The organism is Trichocoleus sp. FACHB-90 (genome assembly GCF_014695505.1).
Classification (GTDB): Bacteria; Cyanobacteriota; Cyanobacteriia; order Cyanobacteriales; family FACHB-T130; genus Funiculus; species Funiculus sociatus.
In genome coordinates this window covers 39,401-63,871 of sequence record NZ_JACJOK010000046.1, presented here as the reverse complement: position 1 = coordinate 63,871, position 24,471 = coordinate 39,401, and the positions used below count along the sequence as shown (strand labels likewise).

17 protein-coding genes are annotated in these 24,471 nt (G+C 47.1%); 2 read left to right on the top strand and 15 right to left on the bottom strand.

Features of this window, described 5'->3' with window-relative positions; all coding sequences use genetic code 11:
• Window positions 1-263: 263 nt before the first annotated feature.
• The 4 genes from H6F74_RS13275 to H6F74_RS13260 form a co-directional block, all read right to left on the bottom strand.
• Window positions 264-2,858, bottom strand: a complete 2,595-nt coding sequence (locus H6F74_RS13275) for a peptidase domain-containing ABC transporter (protein ID WP_190441753.1) — start codon at window positions 2,856-2,858, stop codon at window positions 264-266.
• On the bottom strand, window positions 2,807-3,559 hold the full coding sequence (locus tag H6F74_RS13270) for a peptidylprolyl isomerase (protein WP_190441751.1): 753 nt from the start codon (window positions 3,557-3,559) through the stop codon (window positions 2,807-2,809). The genes H6F74_RS13275 and H6F74_RS13270 overlap by 52 nt, the downstream gene beginning before the upstream one ends.
• Before the next feature lie 268 nt (window positions 3,560-3,827).
• Complete coding sequence (locus H6F74_RS13265; RefSeq protein ID WP_190441749.1) at window positions 3,828-5,753, bottom strand: pre-peptidase C-terminal domain-containing protein; 1,926 nt, start codon at window positions 5,751-5,753, stop codon at window positions 3,828-3,830.
• 159 nt (window positions 5,754-5,912) lie between these two features.
• The gene (locus H6F74_RS13260) at window positions 5,913-6,686 is read right to left on the bottom strand and encodes a TIGR00297 family protein (RefSeq protein ID WP_190441747.1); all 774 of its coding nucleotides are present in this window, start codon (window positions 6,684-6,686) and stop codon (window positions 5,913-5,915) included.
• A 57-nt stretch (window positions 6,687-6,743) separates the two neighbouring features.
• On the opposite strand from H6F74_RS13260, the gene H6F74_RS13255 reads away from it, so the two are divergent.
• Entirely contained in the window at window positions 6,744-7,175 is a 432-nt protein-coding gene (locus H6F74_RS13255; RefSeq protein WP_190441745.1) for a VOC family protein, read from the top strand.
• Here H6F74_RS13255 and H6F74_RS13250 read toward each other — a convergent pair.
• Together H6F74_RS13250 and H6F74_RS13245 are read right to left on the bottom strand one after the other, a co-directional pair.
• A complete protein-coding gene (locus H6F74_RS13250) occupies window positions 7,105-7,803 on the bottom strand; it encodes an alpha/beta fold hydrolase (RefSeq protein WP_190441743.1) in 699 nt (232 codons plus the stop codon). The two genes, H6F74_RS13255 and H6F74_RS13250, sit on opposite strands and share 71 nt — an antisense overlap.
• A gap of 19 nt (window positions 7,804-7,822) precedes the next feature.
• On the bottom strand, window positions 7,823-7,978 hold the full coding sequence (locus H6F74_RS13245; RefSeq protein WP_190441742.1) for a hypothetical protein: 156 nt from the start codon (window positions 7,976-7,978) through the stop codon (window positions 7,823-7,825).
• A gap of 240 nt (window positions 7,979-8,218) precedes the next feature.
• On the opposite strand from H6F74_RS13245, the gene H6F74_RS13240 reads away from it, so the two are divergent.
• Window positions 8,219-8,770 carry a hypothetical protein gene (locus tag H6F74_RS13240; protein WP_190441740.1) on the top strand — a complete coding sequence of 184 codons (552 nt, stop codon included), beginning with the start codon at window positions 8,219-8,221 and terminating at the stop codon, window positions 8,768-8,770.
• Window positions 8,771-8,894: 124 nt separating this feature from the next.
• On the opposite strand, the gene H6F74_RS13235 is transcribed toward H6F74_RS13240, so the two are convergent.
• The 9 genes from H6F74_RS13235 to H6F74_RS13195 all read right to left on the bottom strand — a co-directional run bounded on the left by H6F74_RS13235 (window position 8,895) and on the right by H6F74_RS13195 (window position 24,276).
• Window positions 8,895-9,971, bottom strand: a complete 1,077-nt coding sequence (locus tag H6F74_RS13235; protein WP_190441739.1) for a tetratricopeptide repeat protein — start codon at window positions 9,969-9,971, stop codon at window positions 8,895-8,897.
• 84 nt (window positions 9,972-10,055) lie between these two features.
• Complete coding sequence (locus H6F74_RS13230; RefSeq protein ID WP_190441799.1) at window positions 10,056-10,856, bottom strand: RsmE family RNA methyltransferase; 801 nt, start codon at window positions 10,854-10,856, stop codon at window positions 10,056-10,058.
• 62 nt (window positions 10,857-10,918) lie between these two features.
• On the bottom strand, window positions 10,919-11,317 hold the full coding sequence (locus tag H6F74_RS13225; RefSeq protein WP_190441737.1) for a BON domain-containing protein: 399 nt from the start codon (window positions 11,315-11,317) through the stop codon (window positions 10,919-10,921).
• A gap of 353 nt (window positions 11,318-11,670) precedes the next feature.
• Window positions 11,671-13,653: a sulfite reductase, ferredoxin dependent gene (gene sir / locus H6F74_RS13220; protein ID WP_190441735.1), complete on the bottom strand. Its 1,983-nt coding sequence runs from the start codon at window positions 13,651-13,653 to the stop codon at window positions 11,671-11,673.
• 5 nt (window positions 13,654-13,658) lie between these two features.
• The gene (locus H6F74_RS13215) at window positions 13,659-13,850 is read right to left on the bottom strand and encodes a hypothetical protein (RefSeq protein ID WP_190441726.1); all 192 of its coding nucleotides are present in this window, start codon (window positions 13,848-13,850) and stop codon (window positions 13,659-13,661) included.
• Window positions 13,851-14,240: 390 nt separating this feature from the next.
• On the bottom strand, window positions 14,241-14,771 hold the full coding sequence (locus H6F74_RS13210; protein WP_190441724.1) for an outer membrane beta-barrel protein: 531 nt from the start codon (window positions 14,769-14,771) through the stop codon (window positions 14,241-14,243).
• A gap of 606 nt (window positions 14,772-15,377) precedes the next feature.
• Window positions 15,378-17,258 carry a diguanylate cyclase gene (locus H6F74_RS13205; protein WP_190441722.1) on the bottom strand — a complete coding sequence of 627 codons (1,881 nt, stop codon included), beginning with the start codon at window positions 17,256-17,258 and terminating at the stop codon, window positions 15,378-15,380.
• A 488-nt stretch (window positions 17,259-17,746) separates the two neighbouring features.
• Entirely contained in the window at window positions 17,747-18,733 is a 987-nt protein-coding gene (locus H6F74_RS13200; protein ID WP_190441713.1) for a PleD family two-component system response regulator, read from the bottom strand.
• Window positions 18,730-24,276 (bottom strand): PAS domain S-box protein, encoded by a 5,547-nt coding sequence (locus tag H6F74_RS13195; RefSeq protein ID WP_190441712.1) that lies wholly within the window; start codon window positions 24,274-24,276, stop codon window positions 18,730-18,732. The genes H6F74_RS13200 and H6F74_RS13195 overlap by 4 nt, the downstream gene beginning before the upstream one ends.
• Window positions 24,277-24,471: the final 195 nt, after the last annotated feature.

Genomic DNA, 24,471 nt, shown 5'->3' with positions numbered 1-24,471 from the left:
AATAAAGTTTCTGTGAACCAATGAGTAAATTCACTGACGGGGTGAGAGCCCCGTTAAAAGTCCTGCTGATTGCGGATAGAAGCAATTTACGATAAAAATTGTTGCCGAGTTAATGCGAATAAGACTCGACAAGCTGTCATTCTTTCAGAGGGGTTTGAGAGCTATGTTCTTGATTAGGTCTACGTTTTGACGGGGTGACAACTCCGTCAGTTACATTCACTTAAACAAAGTGAATGTAAGAATAAGAGCAAGTAATTACGCGATCACACAGATGCCTGTTGACGCTGATAGAGTGAGTAATACAATCCTTTTTGTTGCATCAGTTCCAAGTGGGTTCCTTGTTCCATTAAAACGCCTTTTTCCAGTACCAATATTAAATCTGCTCGCTTGAGTGGTTCAAAGCGGTGAGCAATCATAAATACTGTGCGGTTTTGCGAAACCTTTTGAATGTTTTGTAGAACTTGTTGCTCAGTTTCACTATCAAGGGCGCTAGTGGCTTCGTCGAGAATTAAAATCGGGGCTTGCGAATGGAAAAGACGAGCTAAAGAAATTCTTTGCCTCTGTCCTCCAGATAATGCTGTACCGCGCTCTCCGACGGGGTTTTCGTAACCTTGTGGTAGTTCGCTGATAAAGTCGTGGGCGGCTGCTAATCTAGCAGCTTCTACGACTTGTTCGGCGGTGATATCTGGATTGCCCAAAGTGATGTTTTCTAAGATGGAACCGTTGAAGAGAAAATCTTCTTGGAGAACTACACTAATTTGTTGACGCAGAGATGATAAGTCAGCACTTTTAATATCAAATCCATCAATAAGAATGCGCCCTGATTCAACACTATAAAGTCGCTGCAAAAGTTTAGAAAGGGTACTTTTTCCTGAGCCACTTCTACCGACAATTCCAACAAACATCCCTGGCTGAACTTTAAAGGAAATTCCGCGTAAAATTGGTTCTTGATTTGCATGATAGCGGAAGAAAACTTGGTCAAAGGTGACTTGACCTTTTAGGGTGGGTAAAACTAAACCGGAACCTGGTTCGGCTTCGGGGGCGACGTTGAGAATATCTCCAATTCTGTCTACAGATAGTAGAACTTGTTGCAGATTTTGCCAGAGTTGTACCAAACGTAGAAGTGGCCCGGTCATCCTTCCTGATAGCATTTGAAAGGCGACCAGCTGACCAATGGTGAGCTTCTGGCTGATGACTAGGGTGGCTCCAAACCAGAGGATTAGTAGGTTGGAAAAGTTGGTGAGAAAGTCGCCGATGTTATTGCTAATATTGGAGGTCGTGGAAGCTTTAAATCCGGTGCGGATGAAACGGGCAAATAATCCTTCCCAGCGATCGCGTGTTGTCCTCTCCGCCGCATGAGCCTTCACAGCGTGAATCCCCGTCACCGTCTCCACGAGAAACGATTGACTGTCCGCACTGCGGTTAAAGGTTTCGTTCAGCCAGTTTCGCAAAATCGGCGTGGCAACTATTGACAAAATGGCAAATAGGGGTATCACCGCCAGCGCCACAAAGGTGAGTTTGACGTTGTAGTAAAACATCAATGTCAGGTACACCACGGCAAAGATGCTGTCTAAAATCACAGTCATCGCCGTACCAGTGAGAAACTGGCGGATATTTTCCAGTTCTTGTACCCGCGCCACCGTGTCTCCCACCCGGCGCGACTCAAAATAAGCCAAAGGTAGCCGCATTAGGTGACGAAACAACTGCGCTGATAAGCTGAGGTCTAGACGGCGTGCCGTGTGGGTGAAGATGAATAGGCGCAAAACGCCTAAAACTGCTTCAAATATAGCAACAGACAACAGAGCGATCGCCATCACATCCAAAGTCGGCAAACTCTCCTGCACCATCACCTTATCAATCACTACTTGCGTAATTAATGGTGTAGCTAAACCCAACAACTGCAACGTGAAAGAGGCAAACAGCACCTCAGACAATAATCCCCGATAGCGCCAAACCGCAGGTAAAAACCAACTGAGGTTAAATTTATCCTGCTTTTGGATTGGTTCAACTTGCCAAAGTTGCCCATCCCAAGCAGTTTCCACCGCAGACAGAGGAACGCTTTCGCAAATTTGACTGGGATTGAGAGGATTAGCGATAATTAAGCGATCGCCTCTAATCTCGTACACCACAACCCAGCTTTCCTGTTCCCAGTGCAGCAACGCTGGCAAAGTTAGCTTTCGCAACTCTTTAAGCGAAACTATCACCCGTCGCAGCACCAGCCCCATTTTTTCTCCAGCTTCCACCAGATTTCTAGGGCGTTGTCCCCGCAACTGGCGCTGTACCCACTCTAAAGGGGCAGGGTTTTCCAGCTGTTGCGCCACCATTGTTAAACAAGCTGCGGCTGTATTGAGACTGGAAACAAAGGGATAATTTTGTATCGGGGCGCGTCGCTCATTTTCTACTGTGGCATCCAACGCAGGCAAAATATCTGCGCTACCTTCCTGCTGCCAGAAACTATCAATTTCTGGCGATGAAAACTCACTCCACAGCGAAGTATCCCAACGCACTACTATCACTTCTTTGCTGGCTGCTACCGCCTTGAAAAGCCCGGAAAGCTTCTGCAAGTCACCAAACCAATCCCCGGCTTCCAGAGTTGCCAAAGGCTTAGCAGCGCCTTCTTCCCGCAAACGCACCTTCCCAGACACAATAAAAAACTGGTCGCCGGGACTCTCCGTAGACCAAATTTTTTCCCCCAGAGTGTAGCGACGTGTCTCGGATTGAGTTTTAAATTGCGCTTGCTCTTCAGGAGAAAGCAAGCTTAAAGGCGGCGCATCCCAAGGCAAGTTCTGAGATTGATCGACAATTATCAACTTACTTGCAGCTTGACCGTTAGTTTTTGAATTTTCGCTGCTAGCCATTGCTCAAAAAGTTCATTTTGTAGTGCTTCCTTTAGCTGACCATCTTCTAATGAGGCTGGAAGAAACTGTTCAACTCGAAACAAAGCCCAAGTTTGTTCCAGTTCTAACGGCCCGACTAACTCGCCAGGACTGGCTGTATCAACAGCTGCTCTGAGTATATCCGGTAGGGTTCCTCGACTGACTGGCCCCATCATGCCATTCACAATGCGGTCGTCGGTGAGAGAATACTCTTTGGCTAGTTGCTCAAAGCTAGATCCTTCATCAATTTGGCTATATAACTCCTCCGCCAATTCTTGTTTATCCACAACAAGGCGAGAGAGTACCACCCGATCTAAAAAAATTTTACGTTCGATGAAATATTCTTGGAGTTTTGGCTCTGCAATCGTCGCTTTAAGCTTTGCTAACTTAAAGCCAGCACTAACTTGATTGTGAAAACTTGCATAGTCTGTACCGTTTTGAGTTAGCCATTCTTGGAAACTCTTAGGGTCAGTCAAACCGCGCTGCAAGCGAAAATCAATCACTGCTTGCTCAATTGCTGCGGAACTCGGTTGCACTTGGAGTGTTTGCAATTCTTGCTCTATTACGTGTTGGCGGAGGATTTCGCCGATGAAAGTATTGAGTTTTCCAGAGGATTGTAAATATTTTAGAGCTTGCCCAAGGGTTACGGGCTGGTCATCAACGATCAAAAAGGCTGCTTCCATGAAGTAACGAGGTAAGTAGATGTCCAGAACTTATACAATGTCTGGTTAAATTATTCCGTACTTGCTGGGATTCCCAAGCAAGTCTAGTGTAGTTGCCCCGATCGCGATCGCGCTTTTGTGTCATCAACGTTTACAAAAGCTGCCGATGTTATGAATCCCATCGTGAAATAGATTCTTCAGACCTATTATCTTCTAATCAAACAACCACACTCAACAGAAACCCGGTTTCAAGGGAGAAACCGGGTTTCTAGAACCACAGAGTTATTTTTTAGGCGGTAGCGATCGCGATAGATCGTATGTCAACATTAGCGCGTGCAGAAGTGGTGTTGTCACCCAAGAATAGGAAGTTAGGTGTCTCATAAGGATCGTAAGGCAAGGGGCCAGCGATCGTGTTGGTATGATCGAAGGCTGTGTAGTCGCGGAGTGCGCCTGTCAAGATTTGCGAACCATTGACGAGAAGCTGGTAATTGTTACCTTGGACTCTGAGATCGTATTTGGTCATGCTAGTGGTTGACCTCAAAACTCCCTCACTGTGAGTGAAAAGTGTTCGATTAGGGCCATTACTCACATTAGGGCCACCATCCTGCGCCCAAATTTCATTATTCCAGAAGCCAAGCTCGATGCCTTTCTGTCCGTCGCTGCTGATGGTAGTGACGCTGAAACCTGCCCGGTCTTGAATGCCATCACTATTATCATCGCTGGTGTGAGCTTCGCTGTTAATCTTCACCTCGAAACTGATGGTATAGCCACTGGTTCGGTCAAGGGTGGGGAATAATGGGTTGACCAAAGTAGCAGGTGAGACTTCTCTGTAGTTGCTGTAGCCAGCCGGAACCAGGTTATTTGAAGTGCTATTTAAGTTAGTTCCGCCGCTAGCGAGGGCTGTTTGCGTGCCAGCAGGAACGAAGGGAGGTAAGCCTTGAGTTCCAAAAGCTAGATAGCCTTGGGTATCCGGCGTACCCGTTCCATTGTAGAGGGTGTAGGTATCGGGAACGGAATTGACTGTCACGGCGAGCGTTTTGCTATCGCTCAAAGCAGCACCGCCTGTATTACCCTGGTCATTAACACTGATGCTAATGGTGTCAGCACCGAAGTAGTTAGTGTTGCCTTTATAGACGAGGCTGCTGTTATTCAAAGCTGTGTTGATAGCAGCTAACGTCCCAGTGACGGTCATGGTAGAGGTACCGTTTCCTCCTACTGGGCCAAAGGTAAGTCCATTTGTGGAGCCAAAGGTAAGTTTACCTTGGCTAGCTGATAAAGTGACTCGCACCGGGTTACTGCCTGCATCGCGATCGCCGATACTGATCCCTGTAATTGTTAAATCGGTGTCTTCATCTACAGTCTTGGCACCAGGTACAGTTATTACAGGCGCATCGTTCACTGGGATTATAGTTATGCCTCTACTTACCGTCGCACTCGTACCACCGTCCCCATCAGTCATCGTAAAGCTGACAGTACGGTTGAGGTTGGATTGATCGTCGTAGCTATTCTGATAAGTGATGTTTTGCACTAAGGCTTGGGCAGCAGTAGCAGTGGCATTACTATTAAAATTGACGGAAAAAGAAGTAAGGCCGCCGCTATAAGTACCGATAACGGTTCCTCCGTAGGTGATAGTATTACCAGATACTCCAATCTGACCAACCGCTGTACCTTGGTTGCGAATCCCTAAGATGTCAGAAGCGTTAGAGACTGCGTTTAAACTTACGTTTAGGGTGCCAGTGTCGAAGTTGGGGGAGGTGGTATCAATAACAGTTGCTCCCGCACCAATTAACACTCCAGGGGCGTTCTCAGTATAAGATACGGTTCCAGTTGGCAGTCCAATGACGGGTGCGGTATTGATGGGAGTGGCAGGATTGGCAGACATTCTCAGGTTGTAGAAACTATCGCCACTTTGCCGATAAACTTTGACAAAGTAGGTGCCTGCATCTAAAGTGGTACCGATGTATTCTCGATAACTACCTCTTCGAGTTGAACTTGCGATCGCCTGATTCGGATTGCTGCTGTTGAACAGTTGAACATTGGCATCAGCACTTAGTCTACCAAGGGTAAGGAACAAGCTGCTGCGACCGCTGAGAGTGAATTTGTAGTAGTCCAAGGGATCGGTGGCACCCACAAAGTCCCGGTAGGGAGTGACACTGGTAGTGAGGTTGATATTTCTGGCTTGATTAAATGAGTTTCCGGCATAATCTGCTGGCATGACCATCCCCTCCTGAAAGTAATAACACTGGTGATTACTCTATTTATTTCTTTCTTGTGGAGGATGACAAGCTTATTAGCCAGATTTAAATAATCTTCATACGTCGCTTTATACAGCCTTCACAAATCTCTGCAATCAGGAAACAAAGCGATCGCACTCTCAACCCATTCCAGCAGACACAGCTAAGGCTAATAATATAGCCGCGATCGCTCCGATCAATGTATTCAGTACATTCACTAATTCGTTGGTAAGCCAGTCTAGGCGACTTTGCAATGTGGCACCAATTACACTTTCTAAATTGGTAGCAATAAACGCCGCCAACACACACAAAAGCACGCCCAACAGGTCGATTGTACCAACGCCCCAGCCAACGAAGGCGATCGCTGCCGATGCTACTATCCCAGCTAAAGTCCCCTCTAAAGATACTGCCCCTTCAGTTCCCCGCGCCACGGGTTGTAAGGTGGTGATGAGAAATGTGCGTTTACCGTAAGCTTTCCCGACTTCACTGGCGCAAGTGTCCGAGAGTTTGGTGCTGAAACTCGCCACGTAACCCAACAGTAGTAGGGGTATCCATTGAGGTTGTGCTAAATAATTAGCCACCAGCACTCCCAAGGCACAGAGTGTCGCCGTAAAAGCCGAACCCCAGACATTTTCTGGCCCCCGTGCGCCAGAACGTTTCTCTGCAATTCCCTCAGCTTCCTTTTGCGCCATACCGATGCGCGTGACACCAGAACCAACGACAAAATAAAACATTACTACTAAATATCCCGGAAAGCCGAGGGTTCCCCAGATGATAACGCCCAGCGCCCAACTATGGAGTAATCCCGCCAGAGTAAGAAGCTTTTTCGGGGCGAAATAGGCGACAATCGCCAAAATTGTATTCAATGCGATCGCTACCAGCCACGGATTGACAGAATTAATCGTAGAGAGCATTAGCATAAATCTCAAAACATTAAACTAATTCAAAATAGTTCCGCTAAGCCAACAGCCATGAACCCAACAATATTTCATCTTGCCTTTCCCATCACCAATGTTGCTCAAGCCAAAGCCTACTACGCTGATGGACTCGGTTGCAAAGTTGGACGGGAAACGCGCGATGCTGTAATTCTAAATTTATCCGGTCATCAACTCGTTGCTCACGTCACCAAAGAACCTCTTACCCCGCAACGAGGTATTTATCCTAGACACTTTGGGCTGATTTTTACTGCTGAGTCTGACTGGGAAGCAATGCTTGAACGGGCGCAACAACGACAGCTACAATTTTATCAAGAGCCTAAGCATCGCTTTCCCGGTCAACTGACAGAGCATCGCACCTTTTTCTTAGAAGATCCGTTTTATAATCTGATGGAGTTTAAATATTACGCTCATGCTGAGGCGATTTTTGGCGTTCGGGAGTACGCTGAAGTTGGCGATTCTGCTTAGGAGACGCTTCGCGATCGCTCTTAAGTGGTTCTGAGAGTGCTTTAGCCACAGCTTTAATTGCCCTAATGTCTGTAATCATCCACGGGTGGCATAATATCGGCAGCTTCACGTCCTTACCTACAGGCATTTGCGAACTTTTCGGAGGCAAAATTATTAAATCGTAAGGTGTCCAGATAGAAGTGAAATTCAGCTGCTCCAGCATCTCGACATCCCGATTCAAATCATATAATAAACCGCTATCAGGTCGCATCTGACAGCAGCCTTCGCCATTGTGAAAGTATCCTGCCCAGGTTCCATTATTGGGTGCTGATATAGTAATAAAGCGCTGCACCCGCTTGATTCCCCCCAGTCGCTGCACGTAGTAGCGGCTGACAATGCCTCCCATGCTGAAGCCTACTAAATCTAGTGGTTGTTCTGGTGCAAAGGTTTTGGCAATGTAATCAGCAACCTGCACAGCCAGAGAGTCAAGACCTGCTTCCCCAGTGTTGGGAAGAAGACTAATATCGTATACAGTCCAGCCTCGCTGTGTCAGGTAGGGAGCCATTTTATGAAATACGGCGGCTGTGTCGTTGATGCCGTGAACCAGTAATACGGGGTTAGGCTTGTGGCTGGAGTTCATTTTGCTCATAGTTTCATTTAATTTCAGCTTAGACTGATGCGATCGCTTCTTTCGACGAGCCTGGGACACCCTGCACACTGGCTGACTTCTTTACCAAAATCTGAGATAAATGTAAAGTATTGCAACCAAACAGCAATCTGCCATCGGTAAGCATCTGGGTAAGTGTACTTGATGAAACAAACAAGGTAAACTTTTATAAAGAAGTATCGATGAATCTTGCGCTTGTCCGCCGTAAAAATTCATAATTCGATCTGGATAACAATTGTAGGGATGCCGCGTAGAGCAAATGTAAAGCAACGCCCTTTTAGAAGGAGCAGTTCTGTGTGGTATTTGTAATAACACTCTTGAATCAAAGTTAGAATTGCTTGTTCCAATTTTTTTGAATACTGAGTCAACGTCATCTAAGCGCCAGGAGTAATCATAAATGTTCGGTTTTATCAAAAAATTGTTCGGTGGAATTGCAGCTTTCTTCGGAGGGCTTTTTACCTCTGAAAAGTCTGAGGACAACAAAGCTATAGCTCCTAAAGCTGGCAAAAAGTCTGGATACTACATGGAGTTTGACGAGTCAAAAGACTCTAACGAACAGAAGAAGGCTGAACCAGTCAAGGCTCAACAATCCCAAGAGAAGAAGCCAGAACCAGCCAAGACTCAACAATCCCAAGAGAAGAAGCCAGAACCCGCAAAAGTAGCAGCGTCTACTGCTAAAAAGGATTCACCAAAGTCAGATAACAAGTCTGAAGAAAAAGCTGAAGCAGCAGCAATAGCTCAAAGACCTAAAGTTGAGCTAGTTCAGACTGCTAAAGGAGTTGAGGCAGTACCTGCTACTACTAACGGCAAGGTTCCATCCTCGAATGACACCACTTTTGCTCCCAAATATTTGAACCCAGTTACCAGTTCTAAGAGCCGTCGCCGTCCAGGCCCCAGCATGAGCAACTTCATGGATATGGCACGTCAAGTGAAAACGCCTAACTCATAAAAAGGCTTTCATTCGATTCCCTCTAAAAAAGGGCAGCAAAAGGCAAAAGATTCTTTCTTTTGCCTTTTTTTATTCTGGTTTTTTGCCTTTTATACCAGATCCGGTTCACTTAACTTTTTTTCCATTATTTTGCACTTCTGAGGAAAACCAGCCCACTGTACAACTGGAAGGCAGGGTCCCAGAGGGTTTCTTCGCGGCGAAACAAGTGAATGTGGGACTTGAGGCGTTTTAGCATTTCGGCGTAATCTAGGGCTGATTGGGCAAAAAGGTTGAAATCAGACCAAACTGGTGTCTGTTGCAGCTGCTGGTTTAAGAAAGTGAGTAAATTATTCCAGTTAGTGCGGTTGGTGGGTTGACTGGACTGGTGTGAGTTGAAGGGAACACCCTTCGGAAACTGGTAGCTGCTATCCGAGAGGCGGAGTATGCTGCGTCTGGCGGGGAGATGCAAGTCGCAAAATTGGGCGTAATCTTGGGTTTTGGTTTTCCATTGCAGCTTGTGGTGGGCATCTTGGTCTACAACTTCTTCAAATATGGGTAACTGACCCTCTACGCGATCGCGCACTTCTGACCAGCTAAAGTTGAGAGAACCAATCTGAGAACGATCGTTTTCACAAACCACGCTAACTTGCGGAGTAACAGAGACAAAATGGCTGACTTTAAAAACGTTAATTTTCTCAATGTCTGCCAAATTTGCCCAAAAACAAGGAATGTTAGCTTGCTGCAATTGCTGGCTGTAATATCGCATTTCTCCTACCAAGCCAGTACGGTACAGCCGCCAGCCGCGACTGGGCAATTGTAGCCGGGCGCTGTAGGCGTCTAGCTGCATAATCCGAGCTAAACTTTGGGCAGCTGATTGTTTTGCCTCCTGACTGAGGGCTTCCAGAACTAAGACACCAGCTTCTGTATCTTCTTTTGAGGCGGTGGCTTGTGCGATCGCTTGTTGTCGTTTTCTTTGGGCGATCGCTTCTAGACGTTGCAATCCTTGCCGTGCTTGCGACATAATCTTCGGATTGGTTGCATCCCTTAGCAGTTGCCGATAAACAGTTTCTGCCGCCTCCAGCTTGCCTGTTTCTTCGTGCAGTCGTCCCACATAAAGCTGCACTGTAGGATTTTGCGGCATTTGTTTCACCAGGTTTTTCAGTAACCAAGCAACTGTTTTATAGTCTTTGCGCTCAAAGGCTTCGGCAACTTGTTCCAGCATGGAAAGAATTAAAAATTAAAAGTTAAAAATTTAAAATTCGGGCAGTTGATAGATAATTTCCATCCTACTTTACCCAACAATTTTTTAATCTTCAAAAGCAGCAGCTACCAGAGATAAGGCGACAAGTGGGGCCGTGACGGCTCTGAGGATGCGACGACCGAGAGAAACAGGTTGGAAACCACAGGCGATCGCATTCTCGATTTCAGCAGCCGTCCAGCCGCCTTCTGGGCCTGTTGCGATCGCAATGGATGGGGATTGGGGACTGGGGACTGGGGATTGGGGACTGGGGACTGGGGATTGGGGATTGGGGGAATCTGCCCAATTTTCTAGCTTTGAATCGCCACTCCCGGCAAAATCTTTATTTTGCAAACAATCTCGTAAATGGGGGGAATCGCCGCGCGCAACGCAGATATAATTTTTTTCCTTTGCCAATGACAAAGCTGTGGCAAAGGGAACAGGATCTAAAATTGTTGGTACGATTTGACGTTCTGATTGCTCAGCTGCTTCTGTAGCAATTCGTCGCCAACGTTCGAGTTTCCCGGTGCTGGGGTTCAGGAGAGTGCGATCGCTTACTAATGGCACAATTGCTACTACCCCCACTTCGGTACTGTAGCGCACCACTTCATCAAAACCGTTGCCTTTTGGCAAAGCTGCCATCAGCGTAATTGCTACTGGCAACTCAGTGTTTGGCTGGAAAATTGGTTCTAGAATCTGCGCCTGGTTGCCCTCTAGTTTAGCCAGCCACCAGTGTCCGAGTCCATCCATAGCAATAAAGCGATCGCCCTCCCGCAACCGCAACACCCGACTCAAGTAATGCTGTTGTTCAGCGGTCAGGATAATTTGCTGGTTCTGAAATTGGGAGGGTGCGATCGCTAGTCTTTGCATCGCCAATTTATTTTCCCACTACTACCAAACTTTTAATTTTAGCTGGGAAAACTTTAGCTGACTTAATATGTCACCTGGCTAATATCTACTGCTTTAGTACCATCTACTTTGGCAGCTACCTGTTCGATATGACTCAAGATGGATCGATTAGGTACAGAGCCTTTAAGTAAGATAGTTCCGCCATCTTGGGCGATATCGAGGGTTTCAATATTCTTGATGTTCGGATCTTTATCAAAAGCAGCTGCAACCCGCTTTACTAAACCGTTGGGATCGTATTCGCCCTCAAGTCCCATATTTTCTGGAGGTGGGGGAGGCGAGTGTACCCCAGCTTTCTCTCGCAACTCCAAGTCATACTCGCCAGTGAGTCCGGGACTCATTTCCTCTTCAATAGCTTCAGCATCGTGCTTGCTCTCTACTTGGCTATTATATACTTGTCCAATTTGCTTTTCTAACCAAGTCATAATTCTTCTCTCCTAACGGAGTTTTTGTATCTTCCATTACACATCTCCCTATTTCTAATTGCATCCTCCATCGGGAATTAGCCATCCGGTATAGGAATTAATCCGAAATACGGTTGCTTTTAAAGTTAAAAATGCCAAAACAAGCGATTTGTTCGGTTAGCTCAACAATACTTCTGGCTTTTGTTCCGTAAAGCTTAGCCGCACACATCCAACCTAAAACTACAACTGAGAGTGACACCAGAAGATTAAAGGCACGCCGGGGATTGGGGATTGGGGATTGGGGAAGAGGAAAAAGTCTTACCTAGTCCCTAGTCCCTAGTCACCAGTCCCCAGTCCCCAGCCCCCAACCCCGACTACTCCGGCGACGCTTGGTTAGCCTGCAAATAGGCTTCAATAGCATCACTCGCTAACTGAGTCACTGGCTTACCCTGACGAGCTGCCTCTGCTTTCAAGCGAGTATATACCTCATCGCGAACATTGATCCGACGGCGGATTTTAGCGGCGACTTGAATTTCAGATTCTTCTGGCAGTACCACCTCATTAATTAAGCCAGCATCTGACTGGGGTGATACAGCTTCAGATTCATAATCGACGGTAAACTGGCGAATAGCATCAAAACCGACGCGATCGCAAAAATCTCCGAAACTCTCCTCAGTTTGCCGCGACTGCTTGAAGAAGGCAAAAATTGGCTCTAACTCAGCTTCCAACTCGTTGATGTGCAGCCGATCCATGTATGCTTTTGAAATTCGCGTTTGGTCGGGAGAAGCCCCCAGCCAAAGCTGATAAGACTCAGGCGCACTACCAACCAAGCCTAATTCTGCTAAGTAAGGACGCGCACAACCATTTGGACAACCTGTCATCCGCACGATAATCTTTTCGTTTGCCAATCCTACTTTTTCTAGTAGCGATCGCAACCGATCTAGAATACTAGGCATCGCCCTTTCCGACTCGGTGATTGCCAAGCCGCAAGTAGGCATTGCTGGACAAGCCATCGAATACCGCACTAACGGATCGATCTTATCTGCATCTAGCTCAACTCCGCAGTTTTGGAGAATCTGGCTAATTGCCTGTTTCTGTTCCTGTTCAATTTCGTAAATAATCAGGTTATGGTTGGGTGTCAGGCGGAAGGGTAAGGCAAACTTCTCCTGAATTTCCCGAAGTGCTGTCAAGAGTTTAAAGTCGCCTTCGTCTTTAATCCGACCATTTTCGATGGAAATTCCCAGGAAAAGCTTACCATCGCCTTGTTCGTTCCATCCCAGGTAATCTTCGTATTTAAACGGCGGTAAGTCCTTAAAAGGTGCCAGTTTTTTCCCAAAGAAACCTTCGACAGTTTCTCGGAATTTCTCGACTCCCCAATCCTCAATCAGATATTTCATCCGTGCATGACGACGGTTGACGCGATCGCCATAATCTCTTTGAGTGGAGACAATTGCCTTAATCAGGTCGTAGATATCATCTTTTTCTACATACCCAATTGGGTCTGCCATCCGGGGAAACGTTTCTTCTTTGTTGTGAGTGCGTCCCAAACCACCGCCAGCAAAGACGTTAAACCCTTCTAATTCTCCAGAAGCGCTGGTTATTACCACCAAGCTAACATCCTGGGAATACAAGTCTACCGAATTATCTCCCGGTACGGTTACGGCACACTTAAACTTCCGCGGCATATAATGCTCGCCATAAATCGGTTCTTCTTTCCCGTGTATTATGGTGCCGTTGCCGTTGCGTTGACGCGCCGCTTTTACCTCTGGATTTTCTTCAGCACTGATAGCTTTTTCGCCATCCAGCCAAATCTCGTAATAAGCACCAGTCTGAGGTGTCAGCAGCTCGGCTATATTATTGGCATACTCCCAGGCATACTCGTATTCTGGGCGATTTTTAAAAGGTGCTGGTGGTGCCATCACGTTGCGGTTGACGTCGCCGCAGGCTCCCAATGTCGATCCCATACTGTTTATTATGGATGCGATCGCGCTTTTGAGATTTTTCTTCAAAATCCCATGCATCTGAAAGCCTTGGCGAGTCGTAGCGCGTAGCGTCCCATTGCCATATTCAGAGGCCAGGCGGTCTAAGGTGAGATACAGTTCTGGTGGTGTGAAGCCCCCCGGATTGCGGGTTCGCAGCATGAACTGGTAATCTTTCTCCTGACCCTTAACCCGGTTATCCCGGTTGTCCTGCTGGTATGAGCCGTGAAACTTGAGAATTTGAGTAGCATTTTCTGTGAAGCAGTTGGTGTCTTCCAGCAGCTCACTTGCCACTGGTTCACGCAAATAGTTACTGCGTTCTTTTAGTCCTTCTACTTTAGAAAGCTTTTGGACTGGGGAAATCGGAGATTTTACCATCGGAACTATGCGGCTGAGAGGTTGAATATCACCAGTAAATCGGTCGGAATTTCGGTGTATATCTTTATGGTACTATCACCACTCTCAGTCTCTTGCGATCGCCACCAAAAACCTTGAATTTTAATAATAGTTACAGAAAGCTGGGGAGGAGGGGATTGAATGAGAAAAATTTCTCGTTCCCAGTCCCCGGCTGGCAATGGCAAAAGCCTCCTGTAAAGCGTTCCCAGGTGCCTAGAACAGGACTTACGCACCAGTAACGCAAATGAACCGCGTTGGCGGAGCCTGCGCGTTAGCGCTTAGACACGAAGGACACTAGGACTTACGCACTAGAAGGAAATCAATTTCCTAGCCCAAAGCCCAAGTGGGTTGAAACTGACTATAAAACCTCAAACCAACCCATTTCAATGGGTTTGGGCTTTGAGCCGGAACTTTAGTTCACGGCAAGTGCGTAAGTCTTGGACACAAAGGAATAAGAGTTTGAGAGAGTTTTTGAGTAAGTCCTCTGGAAGAGAAAACAGAAAAAAAGACAGGCAAGATGCCTGTCCTACTTTCAGAAGATTTTAGATTTTAGATGCTTGCCTGTTGATCTAGAAACCGTAGCCTACGCCCACATTGACGCTGACAGAAGATGCAGAGCTATCTTGGTAAGGTTTGATTCCCAGTTTGGCATCACTGAAGACGACAATATCTTTGGCAACTTCCGCTTCTACACCTGCTGTCACAACGGGAGCGCTTTTGTTACCAAAGGTGGATGGCTTGCCTTCCGCTTCATGGATGCCGTAGCCAAGACCGACGTAGAGGTTGGCGTTGTTGGTAATAGCCTGGTCGTAGGTAATTGTCGGGATAATGGTGCTAGTTTCATTTGTGAACTGCACGGAACCTCTAACAGAAACTGGCGTCTTTGGAACCGCGTAGCGACCTTGAATAACACCGCCGATAGCAGCAGCATCTCCGTCTTGTCCACCATTAAAAGGGTTAGCAGAAGCGCCTACACCTACATAGTTTGCATCTGTTCCTGTAGGCTTAGCAGAGGCGGCAAAACTAGAACCTAAAATTGGAGCGATCGCTAGTGCTGATAATACAGAAATTCTGGCAACTGATTTGAGAGCGCGTTTCATAATTACTTCCATCAATTCGGCTGGTTTACATTTGCCTTGTTATTCTCAATGTCGTTGTAAAAAACAAAAGGTTCCAGAAATTTGACAAGAAATTTTATTACATAAAGTAAGTTATTTTTTTAAGCCGTATACTGCTTTAAGTACCTACTGGCAAGCTTTCCATCTCTTGCTTACGGTTGATACATTACATCTTTATGTCTAAAGTAAGATATATTTTGACCAAAAAGCTAGGCAGCCATAGCATTTGCTAAAATTAGCCGCCTATGACGGTGGACTGTTAGAAAACTGTCACATACCGTCCGGGAATACAAAGTATCAAATGATGGAATATTCATTTCAACAAATGGATATTCAAGAGCGATGAATGGGGTAAAATAGGTTATAATATAGGCAGGATGTTTTAAAATGATTTGCAGCCTGTTTATATGAAAATGAAAGGCGGCAATTGAATGATTATCCTAGGTGGGAGAGCCGCCTTTGTGTTTTGATCGCTCTTAAGGCGTGGTGCTTGAGGTTACGACCAACGCAATATAAGCGTTTGTTGGGTAACGCTATCAACCTACAATTATTATGTGAAAAGCAGCATAGAAGGCAGGCAGAGAAATGCTAACGCGCATATACACTTGCGTCGCGTCCGGAAGCTTTTGCCTGATAAAGAGCCTCATCAGCTGCCTTTAACAGCGTTTCCGGTAAGGTATCGCGATCGGGAACCGTACAAGCGACACCCAAACTGAGGGTGACATACTCGCTGACGAGGGAAGTGGCATGAACAATCTTTAATGCTTGCACGGCGGCGCGAATTGTCTGTGCAACTTTAAAAGCACCGCTTCCGGTAGTATTTGGCAAGATCGCCGCAAATTCTTCGCCACCGTAGCGAGCAACTAAATCCGCAGGTCGCTTGAGAGCAGTGGCGATCGCATTAGCGACTGCAATTAAACACGCATCTCCAGCTTGATGACCGTAGGTATCATTGAAAGCTTTGAAACAGTCAATATCGCACATGATCAGAGACAGAGGAAAGCGATCGCGTTTAAGCCGCCGCCACTCTTGGTCTAAGTATTCATCAAACCGGCGACGGTTTGCCACCTGAGTCAGACCGTCTAAAGTAGCAAGGCGCTGTAATTGAAGATTAGCGGCTTGCAATTGTTGATAGAGTTCCGCTTGTTGAATTGCCATTCCCACTTGCGCCGAAAGCGATTTAAGCAAATCCATTTCCCAAGGTTGCCATTGTCGGGAATCGCGACACTGATGAGCAATCAGCAACCCCCACAATTTGGAGTGTGAAGATTCAGAACAACTAGAATCTCCCAAGGTTTGAACCCTTTCTTGTAGGATGGGAACGACTAAGTTAGCTCTAACCTGAAATCGCTCCAACAAATTGATGTGACACTGGCTGAGTCCGGATGTATAGATATCTGTCACTGCTTGGACGCGACCGTGCTGATAAAGATGGACGTAGTTTTCACTAAAGCAACGATCTGCGATGCAGGTTCCCAGAATAGGAGTCCATCTGGGGTCTTGTGACTCCACAGTGATAACACCAGTCCAGTCTGGCTGAAAACGGTGGACTAAAACGCGATCGCACTCCAGAAATTGCCGCACTTCTGCTACTGTAGTGTTGAGAATCTCGCCCAGATCGAGAGACTGACGGATGCGCTCTAGCATTGATCCGATCAGTCGTTCCCGGAAACATTGCAGCCGCAGCGCCTCCTCAGTGGCTTTACGCTCGGTGATATCGGTGATAGTGCCAATAAAGCCTACAATACTATTCCCTTGCCCTTTTTCTGGTACCGCCTGACCAAAAACCCAGGTTACTACTCCGTCAGAACGCCGAAACCGATACTCGTAGGCAAAGGTGCAGTTTCCTACTATTGCTTGGTGCCATTCAACGAGCATACGTGAGCGATCATCAGGGTGTATCGCTTTTACCCAGCCTTGTCCTAGTGCCTCAGCCAGCGTCAGTCCTGTGAGTTCGCGCCAGCGCTCATTGACATACAAGCAGTTCCCTTCAGCATCTGTGTGGAATATTCCCACAGGCGACATTTTAGCTAGGGTGTAATACCGATACTCACTTTCTTGGAGAGCTTCTTCTGTCCGCTTACGCTCAGTAATATCAGTAGTTGACCCCGCCATCCGATAGGGTTTGCCAGTTTCGTCTCGAAATGCCATCCCACGACAGAGAAACCACCGAACACTACCATTTTTGTGCAGCATCCGGTGTTCAATTTCAAATTGAGGTGTTAACCCTTCTATATGGATATTCGCTGAAGTCATCACCCATTCCCGGTCATCAGGATATATCAGCCGCAGCCAAGCAGCCTGGTGATTGGGAATTTCCCGATCCGTATAACCCAGCATCGCTTTCCAGCTGGGGTTGAAATACATTTCACAAGTCTGGAGATTCCAGTTCCAGAGTCCCACCTGACCAGCTGTGACTGCTAAGGCATAGTGTTCCTCTGCTTTGTGGGCGGAAGTGATATCCTTCATCTGACACCTCTGTGAAGATTCCCATTCACCCTAAAAAGTAAGTTTTTTTGCCATGATAAGCGCAGTCTAAAGTAGATGGAGGAAATGTTACAGATAGTGTTTTCTTGGGGTGTGCCATGTTGCTCCAATTGCGCTATTTTTGACGCAACGTTTGTTTTAGCTGGTGACGTTCTAGATTTAGGGATAGTTGCTGGAAGGTAAGTGGGGGGATTTCAATTTGATAAATATCATGCCTGAAAGATAAGCGATCGCAGGGCATTGTCTAGTGGTGTGTGATCGGGGTGTTTTAAAGTGTGTTTAAATCAATATGGCACTGTGCTGTTATGGCGGTTTTTCTTCCAGTCGAACATACCTCGCATTACGGAACGTGGTAACGTATCCATTGCGGCTGTTGTGGATGAATGCAGTTGCCCGTAACCGCAACCATTGTGGGCCAGAGAATTGAAAATCACAAATCAATACATCTCGGTTAACGTTGTGATGTAACCTTAACCTAAATGTATCGAGTCGCCTACAGCGATCGCTTTCGTCGCCGCTTCACCTGAAACGCACCAGCGATCGCGTCCGCGTGCTTTCGCTTGATACAATGCCTTGTCAGCTGCCTTTAGCAGAGTAGCCGATGAGACATCAGGCATAGGAATTATACAAGCGATGCCCAAACTGAGCGTGACACACGGACTAACTGTGGACTTGGCATGAGCAATTCCTAAAGCCTTGACTTGCTCTCGGATTGTTTCTGCTATGTGTAGCGCACCAAAAATCTTAGTGTTGGGCAAGATTGCCGCAAATTCTTCGCCGCCGTATCGTGCCACTAAATCTGTTGACCTCTTTACGGCTAGACGCAGGGCAGCGGCAACATTTTGTAGACACAAGTCTCCAGGCTGATGACCGTAAGTATCATTGTAAGGCTTAAAAAAGTCAATATCGCACAGGATCAGAGATAGGGGCAATTTTTCCCGTGCCATATGCCGCCACTGTTGATCGAGATATTCATCAAACCGTCGTCGGTTTGCTAATTGAGTCAGACCATCGAGGCTGGCAAGACGCTCTAACTTTTGGTTTGCCGCCTCTAGCTGTTTGAACAGAAAAGAAGTTTGCAACAGACGGCGCACGCGCTGGCGCAGTACAGGCCAGTGGATCGGTTTAGTGACGAAATCAGTGGCTCCCACCTCAAAAGCTCGGTCAACGGACTGTTTGTCCTCAAGACCTGTAATCATCAATACAGGAGTGCGATCGCCTCCGGGGAGCGCTTGCAATTGTGTGCAGCAAGTGAAGCCATCCATCACTGGCATAATGGCATCCAGCAAGACAATATGCGGCGCGAGGCTTTGGAAAGCAGCTAAGCACTCCTCGCCATTCTCAGCCTCAACGACTTTGTATCCTTCTTTCTCCATTGCTCGTCGCAGCAGACAGCGGATAATTCTGTCATCGTCCACCACCAGGACAACGGATTTGACAACAGAAAGCTCGTTCATTCTTGATGCCGCGCTCGTTCTTCTTGCAACCCCGCACTAACACGTTCATACTCAGCTTCTATCTGGGATATAAGCGCTAGTGCGGCTGGATTGAATTGACCATTTTGAGTGATCGCTTCTACTTCCTTACAAAGCTCAGATAGAGCGATCGCACCCAGCGTTGCACTGGTTGACTTCAGGGTGTGAGCCGCGTGTCCCAGCGCCAGTGTATCCAGGGCATCAGCGGAATTTCGCATTGATTGCAACAGTTTCGGGGCATCTTCCAGATAACTATCAATCACCTCCACCATAACGGATGCAGCATCGTCGCCAAACATATCAGACAACGCTTGTAGTTTTGAATGGTCAATTGCTGGCTTGTCAATAAAAACCTCGGTTGCGTCGGCGGCTTGCCTGGGAAGCGGTCTACAAAGCTCTAGTGCCTCAACCAGAGCCGATCTATGAATCGGCTTGCTAATATAATTGTCCATCCCCGCATTTAAGCATTCATCGCGATCGCTCTGCATAGCATTCGCAGTCATCGCAATAATCCAGGGACGTTCTTCATAAGGCAATTCCTGACAGATGTGACGAGTTGCCATCAAGCCGTCCATCTCTGGCATCTGGACATCCATCAGAATGACATCATACGGCTGGCGTTGCACAGCTTGCAGCACTTCCAGACCGTTGCTAGCAATATCAGCTCGATACCCCAGACGTTGCAACATATGCAGTGCCACCTTCTGGTTCACAACATTGTCTTCCGCTAACAGAATTCGTAACGGCAACCGTTCGTGCATGGGATCAATTGGCACTTGTGAAGAGTGGGAATATGGTAAAGGCGGCAACTCGCCCAGGATACCGCTCAAAACATTGTAGAGCTGAGACTGTTTAATTGGTTTATTCAGGAAAGCTGCAAAATTGACTTCGCACTTCTCAATAGCAATATCTCCTTTGCTAATAGAAGTCAACATCACCAGGGGCAAATGCTTGCCTCTAGCCAGAGTGCGAATTTCTGTTGCTAGACTCAGTCCATCCATATGCGGCATTTGCATATCCAGAATGGCGATGTCGAACACTTCCCCACTAGCAAGCCAACGCAGTGCTTCTTCCCCAGAAGTAGCAGCACGAGGAATCATTCCCCACGAAGTTGCCTGCAATGTCAATATTTGCCTGTTTGTAGCGTTGTCATCCACAATCAGCAGCTTTTTCTGGGCCATCATCTTGTGCGGATTTAGGTAGTCAACAGGCGAGGGATTGGGGACAGATGGTGCCGTCAGGGTGAAATAAAAGGTAGAACCTACCGAATTGGGGATTGGGGATTGGGGATTGGGGATTGGGGATTGGGAATTGGGGATTGGGAATTGGGAATTGGGGATTGGGGATTGGGGATTGGGAATTGGGAATTGGGAATTGGGAATTGGGTAAGAATCTTCCCCAGCCCCCAGCCCCCAGCCCCCAGTCCCCAGTCCCCAACCCGTAGGCGAATTTCCGGCAATACTGACTTCTCCAGCAGCAGCTTTACTAACAACCCACATTTTACCGCCCATCAATTCGCTCAACCGATGACTGATGGCAAGACCAAGACCAGTTCCTCCATATTGGCGACTGGTAGAAGAATCAACCTGGCTGAAGGCTTTAAACAGCCGATCCATCCGTTCTTTGGGAATGCCAATGCCAGTATCTCTGACGGCGAATTGGATTTCATAAATAGGGGATTCGGAAGAATTGTCCTCAGTCCCCAATGCAGTAACTTCAACAACGACTTCCCCCGCTTGGGTGAATTTGACAGCGTTGCTGAGCAAATTTACTAAGATTTGGCGTAACCGAGTGACATCGCCTGCGATCGCAATTGGCACAGAAGGGTCTATCAGGTACGCTAATTCCAGTTTTTTTTCTGCCGCTTTGTGCGCTAACAAGTCTAGGGATTCTTCTATACAGCAGCGCAAATTAAAAGGCTGTTCTTCCAGATCCAACTTGCCAGACTCGATTTTAGAAAAGTCGAGAATATCGTTAATGATGCAAAGTAAAGCATCCCCACTGCTGCGAATGGTTTCGGAAAAGTCTCGCTGAGTAGGGGAAAGTTCCGTGTCAAGCAACAAACCAGTCATACCAATCACCGCGTTCATGGGGGTGCGGATTTCGTGGCTCATTGTCGCTAAGAATTCACCTTTGGCGCGGCTGGCGGCTTCCGCCTCTCGTTTTGCTTTTTCTAAGGCAAAATTTTGCGTGGTTAATTGTTCGCGTTGGCGCGTTTCTTGCTCTAAAAGTCGGGCTTGCGCCAAGGCGATGCCTACTTGATCTGCTACAGCTTCTAATAATTCGATTTCATCATCTGTCCACTGGCGGAAGTCGTCGCACTGATGTAAGCCTATGGCACCGTTTGGTTCTCCTTGATAGGAGGTGCGAATCGCCAACATGGATTTGAGGTTGATTTGTTGGCATATGGAAGATGCTGCGTCTAGCAAAGGATCGATGTAGACGTTTGAAGAGACAACGGCCTGATCTTGAGCCATCATCTTTTCAGCATGAGGATTGCCGATAATTGGCACTTCTATACCCAAAATCGATTCATACCCAGGCTCTAAATACTCAGCCATAAATGGAATTTTCGGTTCCGTGGGCGTGAGAACAAATGAATGAATGACGCAACGATTGACCGCAAAGGTTTGACCGATTTGGGTAGCTGTGGTTTGGAAAATTTCCAGGGTGTCCAGCTTGGCGCGAATCTCTTGGGTAATGCTTTTGAGCAGCAAGGCTCTGGAAACTTGCCGATTCAGGGCGTTGTGAGCTTTTCGATGCTCAATTTGGCTGCCCACCCACTGCGCCATTAGTTTCAAAAGCTCTTTGTCTACAGCTTTAAATTTTTGACTTCGCGCCTTGGCACTGGCGAAGCTGAGAGTGCCGTAAATCTCCCCGTCCACCATGACTCGGACTCCCATATAAGCTTCTATTTTCACTGTCTTGTAGACAGAATGATTGCACCATTGGGAATCGCTCTTGGACTCAAAGCTAATTGGTTCGGTTGCTTGCAGCGCCGCCTGGCAATAGGTCTGCTCTACTTCAAAAATATCTCCTTTTTGCAGGCAATTGTCCTGTGTTTCGATTCCTCGAACTATCAACCGTTTCTCGTCACCACCAAAAGCCACGCTTTCAAGTTCCGTTAAAATCCCAATTTCTAAACCAAATCGCCAGCATCCCATCTTCAGCAGCTGTTGGATGCGTTGGTCAAAGTTGAGGTTTTGGGCAGCAGTTACTTCATAAAGTACCCGAATTGCTGCCTCGCTCTGTCGCAGTTCTTCCTTTGCAGCTTTTCGCTCGTTGATTATCTCGGTGAACATGATGATGCCACCAATTTCACCCCCAGTCTTACGCCAAGGATGTATCTCCCACCTCATCCAGTCTATTCTGCCGTCTGCACCCAGGAATACGTCTTCCTCGCACTTCTGGACTGAACCAGTAAGAGTGCGCTGATGAATTTTTTTCCAGCGGTCAGGAATTTCGGGGAACACCTCGTAGTGAGAGCGACCGATGATGTTTTGGTCACCTAGATTGTAATCTATCAGCCATTGGCGACTGGTGATTATGTAACGCATATCGCAATCAAGCATGGCAACGGCTGCTGGTGTGTTGTTCACGAACAGGCGCACGAGTTCTTCCCGCTGACGCAGTGCTTCTTGTGCAAGCTTTGCGCTAGTGATGTCGCTGCCAATTCCCAGAAACCCGGTTACAGCACCTTGCTCGTCGCGCAAAGCTGTTACTGATAGCAGCACTGGGAAGCGGCTGTTGTCTTTACGAATGTAAGTCCATTCGCGCTCATCTAGCTCTCCCTGACGAGCGCGGGTTACAAATACTTCAAAACCCGGTTCAATGGTGACTCCCAGTTCTTGCGATAGTTCGGCGGCACGCTGCACTACTTCGTCTTTGTCATGAAATATCGCAGGCGTGGTTTTCCCAATTACTTCTGAAGCTGCGTATCCCAAGCATTTCTCGGCGGCGGCATTAAAGGTACAGATTGTGCCGTCTGGCGTGGTGGAAATGATTGTGTAGTTGGCGCTATCCAAAATTGCCCGTTGCAACCTGGTTGTCTCTTGTAGCTTCCGCTGTGCAAGTTTAGTGACAGTGATGTCTATCGCTACACCCAATACTGCTGGAGTTTCTGAGCCAGCAGGGTTAAAGGGAATTTTAATAGATTGCATAACCCGCACATTGCCGTGGTAATCGGTGAGCGTTTCTTCGGGAATGATTTGGAGTTTTCCGTTATTTATGACTTCCAAATCAGCTTCTCGGTACCGACGGGCATCTTCAGGTAATGGCACAAAGTCAGCTTCGTTTTTGTGCAACATTTCCTCAACTGTTGTACCCAATAGCTCTGCGATCGCTTTATTGGCCATAATGTAATTGCCATTCTGGTCTTTGGCGAAAATGCAATGAGGCACCAAGTCGATTACCTGACGCAATACGCGATCGCTTTCTTTTGCCTGCTCTAGGGCCTCGAAGCGATCGCTTATATCTCTAAGGGTGCCAGAGGTGCCGATAATTTTTCCATTAGCGATGGTCAAGCGGGCGTAAATTTCTATCCAACGGTAGCCGCCGTCTTTAGTTAAATATCTAATTTCATGGCGGCAATAATCTTTTTTGCCTTCAATTAGTAGTTGAAATTTATCTATATTGTCTTGATAATCGTCGGGATGAATATATTTGTAAAACTCAGTGCCGATACTTTCGGCAATAGAAAATCCAGTGATTTCTGTCCAGGCGGGATTGAGAAATTTCAATAATCCGGCTGCATCTGTCTGAAAAATTACTTCTTTAATATTGTCAATGACGGAGCGATAGTTTTGATTGCTTTTGTGCAGCATCTGCACAGCCCGCTTCCGCCTGCTATCTGAGCGTTCCAACTTAGCAATATTAACTCTAAGCTCCATCTGCGCGATCGCTTGCCGCCCCAAAGCTTGCAACGCCTGAATCTGCTCGTTTGTTAAATTGCGCGGAATCGTGTCTAGCGCGCATAGGGTGCCAACGGGAAAGCCATCCGGTGTCACTAAGGGAACTCCCGCATAAAACTGGATACTGGGAGCTGACACTACCAGCGGATTCCCGGCAAAACGTTCATCTTCTAAAGCATTGGGTACGATCAGCGGTTCATCGGGAGAGAGAATGGCATGGGCGCAGAATGCCACTTCCCTCGGTGTTTCGGTTGCTTCTATGCCGACTTTTGACTTGAACCATTGCCGATTTGCATCCACAAGGCTGATTAAAGCAATGGGAGTGCCGCAGATATAAGAAGCCAGTGCCGTCAGGTCGTCGTAGGCAGCTTCGGCAGCAGTATCGAGAATTTGATAGCGATGTAGTGCCTGGAGCCTAGCCGCCTCATTGCTAGGGCTGCTAGGTGCTGCCCAATTCTTAGGCGACGGTTGTGGCGCTTGAGGGGAAGAATCCCGCCTCTTGCCCCTAGACTTGACTTTTGAGCTTTTATTTGAGCTTTTAAATGATGACAACTGATGCAGAAACCGCAAACAGTTGTTAGTCAAGTGTTGTAGGAGAGGACGGAGGACTTTCATAATAAAAGATCAACTACTGAAAGATCGCTGGGAAATTTTCCTTTGAGGTTCTTGACGAAAGGCTACCCCAACACGGCGTGGGTGTATAACTTTACGGAAATGCGCGAGGAGAACGGATTTGATACTTTGATTGATTTTTGTGCAAAACCCAGTAGATACACCAGTCAAAATCGCCCCTACTCAATGTAAGACCTC